We start from the raw sequence: 7,287 nt of genomic DNA, 5'->3' as shown, positions 1-7,287 counted from the left end.
GCCATCAATTTGTCGCCAATGTTCAACACGCCCTAAAACAAGCTTTATACTACAATTTATCAAGTTAATATAATAAATATGTTTTGATGTCTTGTGATTATAGCAGGCTAATCCTATAATAATAATTGATGATTTTTAACCAGACGCAAACTTTTATTTCTAATACATTATGATTAGGTCAGGCAACTTTTATTTATAGCTCGCTAAGTAGCTAAGGACATCCTCTTGAACACCACAAACTTAACGACATTCGTCACCGTTATGCATACAGGCAGTATTTCTGGCGCCGCAGAAAAGCTGTTTATCACTCAGCCTGCTGTCAGTAAACGCATCAAAAATTTGGAAGATGAATTTGATATTACCCTGTTTGATACAGTAGGCCGCGGGATCGTGCCGACCCAAGCTGCTAATGAGATGCTACCACACGCTAAGCGTTGGTTAGAAGATTATGAGAATTTTAAAATCAACCTACAACATTCTCAACATATCGTGTCTGGAAAACTGGTCATTGGTACTAGCCATCACATAGGTTTACATCATCTAGCACCTGTACTCAAACACTTTATACAAGCCTACCCTGCAGTGCAGTTAGAGGTTCATTTTGTCGATTCAGAAGCCGCACACAAAGCTGTATTAGACGGTGATTTATCATTGGCCTTTGTCACGTTACCACCTGTTTACGATAAGCGTTTAACTTATCACACCCTATGGTCAGACCCTCTCTACTTTATGACGGGTACGTTATCACCTCTAGCAACGAAATCTAATGTCACCTTAGAACAATTAGCACGCTATCCTGCTATTTTGCCATCTGCCAATACCTTTACCAGTCAAATTACATTGGCTGAATTTGCTAAGCACAATCTAAAACCTTATGCCACCATGAGCACTAACCCTCTTGAGTCTATTCGTATGTTGGTTTCTGTTGGACTTGGTTGGTCAGTATTACCACAAACTATGGTTAGTCAAGATTTAGAACGTATTGACATGGCTGACAATATTGAATTACAACGCCACCTAGGCGTGGTTATCAATCCAAAACTAACACAATCTAGTAGTGTAACAGCGCTACTAGATTTGCTCGCACCTATTGAGTAAAAGTTACTAAACTGTGCTCGATCTTTCGAGCATGGCACTGATAGAAGCTAGTAGAGGCTAGTTTTAGACAGTTTGACATCAGAAGCAGTAGGGCCTGTTGTTTTAAACGTCTATGTTTAATACATTAAAATGGTAAAAATACCTCTGTGATCTGATGTTAAAACTGTCTCCTAGATTTATATAAGAGTCGCATTTTAATCTCGTTAAAGCTCACGCATCACCGTCATTTTACGCCTTATATAAAAACGTTTTAATGATCAGAAGTGTTTATTAATGAATATTAAACACGCCTGATTTATAACGATTGTGCAATGATTTTTCAGCACAAAAAGGGCGCTATTCGCATTTTTGGCACTCATACGCTATAATAGCTTTAAGATTGTCTCTATAACAAAAACTTACCGTAAAGATACTGATAGTAATCACATCGAACATCTTTAGTAATATATGATGTTTAATAGTAGCTTTGATGGTTTTAAATGATTGGTTATACAGGCGGTTTATATTGATATATAACTAGCAACTGCGAGAAATTAACACAGATAAAGAAAAGTGCGAATTTTTATCGCTTTCAGAGTATTGCTCAATTGGTATTAGCCCCAGAACAGCATCAATCATATAAAACTAACAGCAAATATTGAATAAAAGCCATTATGTCCTACTTAATGGCTTTTTTTTTCTTTAGATATTGTTTAGGACATCTTCTTACGAAAACTTAATTTTTAGAGTTAAAATAATTACAGCCAACACTGTTGGTTAAGGAACATTTATATGAACGGAGTTTCTAGTGGCGTGCTAATATCACTTGGCGCTTATTTTTTAGTGATGATAGGGATTGGCGTTTATGCTTACTTTAAGCAAGCCAATGACACTGAAGGCTATATGTTAGGAGGACGTAATTTAGGACCAGCCGTAACAGCGCTGTCGGCAGGTGCCTCAGATATGTCAGGTTGGTTATTACTTGGTCTACCCGGTTATATGTTTGCCGATGGTGTGGTCAGTATCTGGATTGCCCTTGGTTTAACACTTGGCGCATTATTGAACTATCTTATCGTAGCACCACGCCTTCGTGTTTATACCGAAGTCGCTGACAACGCTATTACCTTGCCTGATTATTTCGCCAACCGATTCGAAGACAAGTCGCACATGTTGCGTGTTATTTCTGCACTCGTCATCATTTTATTCTTTACTGTTTATACCGCAGCTAGCTTAGTCGGTGGTGGTAAACTCTTTGAAAGTTCGCTGAACCTATCTTACAGTACAGGCCTTTGGGTCACCGCAGGTGTGGTTGTCGCATACACTTTATTCGGTGGCTTCTTAGCTGTTTCAATGACCGATTTTGTGCAAGGTGTCATCATGCTATTTGCGATGGTGATTGTTCCTGTCGTTGCGTTTACTGACTTAGGTGGTATTTCAGCCACTACTGAGGCAGTTAGAAATATCGATCCAAACTTACTGAACGTTACTAGTGGTATGAGTGTTATTGGTATTATCTCTCTAATGGCATGGGGTTTAGGCTATTTCGGTCAGCCACATATTATCGTACGCTTTATGGCAATTCGCTCAGTTAAAGACGTACCTACTGCACGTAATATTGGTATGAGCTGGATGGTTGTCAGTCTTGTTGGTTCACTAATGACTGGTTTTGCTGGTCGCGCCTATGTACAAAAGACTGCTATGACACTAGATGATCCTGAAACTATTTTTCTAGTATTTACGCAGTTTTTATTCCACCCACTAGTATCAGGCTTCCTATTAGCAGCTATTTTAGCAGCCATCATGAGTACTATCTCATCGCAATTATTAGTAGTATCAAGCTCACTAACCAAAGATGTATATAAATTATTCTTTGATAGAGAAGCACCAGAAGCTCGTCAAGTATTGGTAGGCCGTATATCAGTTATCATCGTTGCTATCGTTGCTATTATGCTAGCGTCTAATCCAGAAAGCTCTGTATTGAACTTGGTTTCTAATGCATGGGCAGGATTTGGTGCAGCCTTTGGGCCATTGGTTATCTTCAGCCTAACATGGCGTGGTATGAACCGTAACGGTGCTGTTGCTGGTATGGTCATTGGCGCATTGACTGTCATTTTGTGGATTTATGGTCCTTTCGAAGTCAATGGTACGGCACTTAACAGCTGGTTATATGCTATCGTTCCAGGCTTTATATTAAGCACTATCGCTATCTTTGCCGTTAGTATTATGACTGGTGGTCCAAGACCTTCTGTCTCTGCAAAATATAAAGAGATGGAACTAAACATAAATCAGTAAGCTGATAATTTATCTTGTCGTAACAAAAAAACCTCGTCATTATTGACGAGGTTTTTTTTGGTGACTAGCTCATGTTAATCATTCACAAAGAAGCTGTTTATCTCTATAACGCTTATAGATAAGACTTAAAGTAACGGTAATGCCTTTGTTTGCCTTAACGAGTATTACCACACACTGCCTATATAGCTCTAAGGAAGCAGCTCTAATGTTAATTTGTAGGGATAGGTCGATAAGTCTTAGAGCTTGTCGTTATTAATTAAGGCAAAAAAAACCACTTTAGAGTCCATAAAAAATCGACCTTATATAGATCGATTTTTTATGATATAGCGACAACATACAAAAATGATTATTGTGCTTGATAAGACAGTTTCACACCGGCGATAAAGCCATCATTATCTTGAAAATCACCAACGATTTTATCAGTGGGTAACGCGCCTTTAGCATCACCGAACCACAAATATTTGCCACCAGCGGATACTGCCCAGTTTTCAGTGACGTTATATTTTGCACCAAGGCCAACACTGTAGTAGCCTTCGACAGGACCAAGCGACGTTACAGGATTGCCAGCACCACTATCCCAACCAACGGTACCACTAACCGCTAGTACTGGTGTCATACGCTTAGCTAAACCAAGCTCTACTTGCCATTGGTCATCATCATACTCAACCAAGTTTAGACCATCGGGTCGTTCAGCGTTTTTACTCACTTCATTGTATAATGGCGGTGTAATGACAAAATCGCTCCACGGTACCCAGCGTACTTTAGCAGTGGCTAATGTCGTCGGGTTAATACCTGTTTGGAAGTCAAAGTTGACAGATTTAGGTGTTGTAATTTCATACTCACTCTTTTGACTAGCTGACAGTGCACCTCCAGAAATAATAGACCTAATAGGATAGGTTTCAGCTATATCTACATTATGTTCAATCTCAGAACGGTACGTCAGCGCTGCTTTTAAAGCAATCTCAGGCTTATAATAGGCCACACCTGCTATGTAACCATAATCCATATCAGGGTTGCTGGTCGAAGTGTAACCACTAGCAGGGCCGTATGCCAGTCCACGAAGCTTGGTTTCTGATTGAATACGCTGTGCGACTGGGCCACCATACACTTGGAAGTTTTTATTTTCACCGAACTTCACACCAAGTATACCTGTCAAGCTTTGACTACGTACTTCGACGTTAGTATTTTCACCAGCGGCACTTGTCTCAGCTGTGGCTATCGCACCCGCAGTTGGCTGATCAACTCCGTCAGCTACCAACTCACCAGCAGACTCACCTAAATTATCGTTTGCCACAAAATTACTTTCAGTATACTCGGCAGCAGCACCGAAAGGTTCATCATATAAAACACCAATACTAAACGTATCATCAATATCAGTTTTTACACCATAACGAAAAAAGTCATAAGGCTCAGCGATATCACCTGTTTTATTACCACGTTCATAATCATTACTATAAGGATTAGTATTGGCAGTATCATAACCACTCACATCGGCATCGATATAAGTATAAACGGCTTCAGCATAAGTGCCATCTTGAAAGAAAGCGGTGACATCTTGACCAGAACGATCAAGACCAGCTGCATTGGTGACGCTGGCTATAGAAAGGGTAGCAATCGCTACTGCGAGGGTTTTCAAATGAAAGTGATTGCGCATTGTGTATCTCCAACGATCCTTGTTGTATTACTACTTCAATAACCAATATATGGCATTGCTGCGCTTAACATTGAGGTTATCAAAGTCGTGTCCTAACTTGAATACTAATGCCTTTTAGACACTAAAACAACAAACAAAGCAGTTTATTTCCCAATTATGACTGAACAGTATAAATAGCATATTAGTACTTGATTTTCTAATAATATATATTTTATAGCACTCTTAACATTATCTAGACACAGCTAACGCTTGTAAAATCCGCAAAAACTAGAGGTAATAAAATTTTCTATAAAGCTGTTACAGGTAGCAATATGTGCACAAAAAAAGCGACCCGTATAGAGTCGCTTTTTTTTCATTGCCAAATATATTACTTAGCAATATAACCATCATGGAACACAATCATGATGAAACTTAATCATGGTGAAATTTAGTCATGGTGAAACTTACTTTGCTTGATAAGAAACTTTCATACCAACTACAAAAGCGTCATTGTCTTCAAAGTTGCCAACAACATTTTTGGTCGGCACCTGACCATCAGCATCACCAAGCCATAGGTATTTACCACCCGCTGAAACTGCCCAGTTTTCTGTGACATTATACTTAGCCCCTAAACCGGCACTATAGTAACCCTCTGTAGGGCCTAATGAGGTCACAGGATTGCCAGCACCACTATCCCACCCAACGGTACCACTGACCGCTAAAGCTGGATTCAAACGTTTGGCAAGACCTAGCTCAACTACCCATTGATCTTCATCATAACTGACTAACGGTAGGCCGTCTGGTTGATAAGCAGCGTTCAGTTTACTAACGTCATTGTATAGTGACGGTACAATTGAGAAATCACCCCATGGCACCCAACGTACTTTTGCAGTTGCTAATGTCGTTGGATTGATACCCGTTTGAAAATCAAAGTTGACTGACTCAGGGGTAGTAATATCAATATCACCTGATCTTGGACCAAATCCAGGGAAGCTTGCTACTGCAGGGTAACTTTCTGCAGCATCAGCTGTATGTTCAATCTCTGAACGGTACGTCAACGCCGCTTTTAGTGCAATTTCAGGCTTACTGTAGGAAACACCAGCAATATAACCATACTCTTGATCTGGGCTGATGTGGGTCGTATAACCATTCGCAGCACTATAGGCTGTACCGCGCAGCTTTACATCAGCTTTAACACGCTGGGCCACTGGACCGCCATATACTTGGAAGTTTTTATTTTCACCAAATTTTGCACCGACGATACCGGTAATACTCTCAGTACGGACTTCTACATTCGTACCTTCACCACTAGCGTCGACGAAATTGTTGTCACCACTATAGTCAGCCGCAGCACCAAAAGGCTCATCATATAAGATACCAACACTATAAGTATCATTGAGGTCTGCTTTTACACCGTAACGAAAGAAATCATAAGATTCGGCGATGTCACCAATTTTGTTACCTGCCACATCATTACCTGCCACATCATTACCTGTCACATCAGCATCGATGTAAGTATAGACAGCCTCGGCATAAGTACCGTCTTGTAAAAATGCAGTAATATCCTGACCTGAACGATCAAGGCCAGCAGCACTAGCAACACTAGCAACAGAAAAAGCAGCAACAGCCACTGTTAGATTTTTGAGATGGAAGGTATTGCGCATTATATGTCTCCAAACGTCCGCATTGTTTTACTGCATACCGGTTTTTTGTGAGTAAGCAGTATCCTAGATGGGGAATAGTAATGATTTTTAAACATTAAAACAACCGTAAGGATACATTATTTATTCTGTATGACCAAGTAGTCATTGTTAGATATGTATATCCATAAATAGAAATATACTCGATTCATGTTGAAAATTTTTACAGACGCACCATCAGTGCTCTGATCAAAGAATAAAACACACTCTAGTAATGAGGTGGTCTATCTGCCATCACATCAAATGGCGCAATACCACTGTCTGTATCTTGATCCTTAACTTGTTTATAAATCAACTGCAGCTGTCGTTGTAATGTCTGAATATCTTTATCTTGCCGCGCAATCACTTCATCGAGACGATCGACTATTACCTCAAGATGTGCCATGCTCATTTGCAGGTCAATAACCTGCTGCATTTGTGATTCAGCCTGCACAACTGAGTCATCAGTTTGAGCATTATCTTCAGCGTTGTTTTCAGCATTGTCTTTAGTGTTAGGTGGATTCATGTCTTTCTCTGGGTTATCGTAAATATAAAGCTAGGCATGTCGTCAATCAGCACATTGATACATTTAACGACCTTAAATAT

At 39.9% G+C, this 7,287-nt stretch carries 5 protein-coding genes; 2 read left to right on the top strand and 3 right to left on the bottom strand.

What is annotated here, in order from left to right; all coding sequences use genetic code 11:
* Window positions 1-225: 225 nt before the first annotated feature.
* Window positions 226-1,098, top strand: coding sequence for a LysR family transcriptional regulator (locus tag ACT3SX_RS12625; RefSeq protein ID WP_192520460.1), 873 nt, complete (start codon window positions 226-228; stop codon window positions 1,096-1,098).
* Between the two features lie 771 nt (window positions 1,099-1,869).
* Window positions 1,870-3,369: a sodium/proline symporter PutP gene (gene putP, locus ACT3SX_RS12620; RefSeq protein ID WP_442070012.1), complete on the top strand. Its 1,500-nt coding sequence runs from the start codon at window positions 1,870-1,872 to the stop codon at window positions 3,367-3,369.
* Window positions 3,370-3,715: 346 nt separating this feature from the next.
* On the opposite strand, the gene ACT3SX_RS12615 is transcribed toward putP, so the two are convergent.
* The 3 genes from ACT3SX_RS12615 to ACT3SX_RS12605 all read right to left on the bottom strand — a co-directional run bounded on the left by ACT3SX_RS12615 (window position 3,716) and on the right by ACT3SX_RS12605 (window position 7,207).
* On the bottom strand, window positions 3,716-5,023 hold the full coding sequence (locus tag ACT3SX_RS12615; protein ID WP_192520754.1) for an OmpP1/FadL family transporter: 1,308 nt from the start codon (window positions 5,021-5,023) through the stop codon (window positions 3,716-3,718).
* A gap of 443 nt (window positions 5,024-5,466) precedes the next feature.
* The gene (locus tag ACT3SX_RS12610; protein ID WP_442070014.1) at window positions 5,467-6,666 is read right to left on the bottom strand and encodes an OmpP1/FadL family transporter; all 1,200 of its coding nucleotides are present in this window, start codon (window positions 6,664-6,666) and stop codon (window positions 5,467-5,469) included.
* Window positions 6,667-6,910: 244 nt separating this feature from the next.
* Window positions 6,911-7,207, bottom strand: a complete 297-nt coding sequence (locus ACT3SX_RS12605) for a SlyX family protein (protein ID WP_192520756.1) — start codon at window positions 7,205-7,207, stop codon at window positions 6,911-6,913.
* Window positions 7,208-7,287 lie beyond the last annotated feature (80 nt).

This window comes from Psychrobacter sp. AOP31-B2-9 (genome assembly GCF_052378005.1).
GTDB lineage: Bacteria > Pseudomonadota > Gammaproteobacteria > Pseudomonadales > Moraxellaceae > Psychrobacter.
Note: the sequence above shows the minus strand (reverse complement) of the source record. Positions and strands in the feature narration are given on the sequence as shown.

Coding starts and splice junctions, on each gene's coding strand:
- putP (WP_442070012.1), top strand. CDS start 1,870: ATGAACGGAGTTTCTAGTGGCGTGCTAATATCACTTGGCGCTTATTTT.
- ACT3SX_RS12615 (WP_192520754.1), bottom strand. CDS start 5,023: ATGCGCAATCACTTTCATTTGAAAACCCTCGCAGTAGCGATTGCTACC.
- ACT3SX_RS12610 (WP_442070014.1), bottom strand. CDS start 6,666: ATGCGCAATACCTTCCATCTCAAAAATCTAACAGTGGCTGTTGCTGCT.
- ACT3SX_RS12605 (WP_192520756.1), bottom strand. CDS start 7,207: ATGAATCCACCTAACACTAAAGACAATGCTGAAAACAACGCTGAAGAT.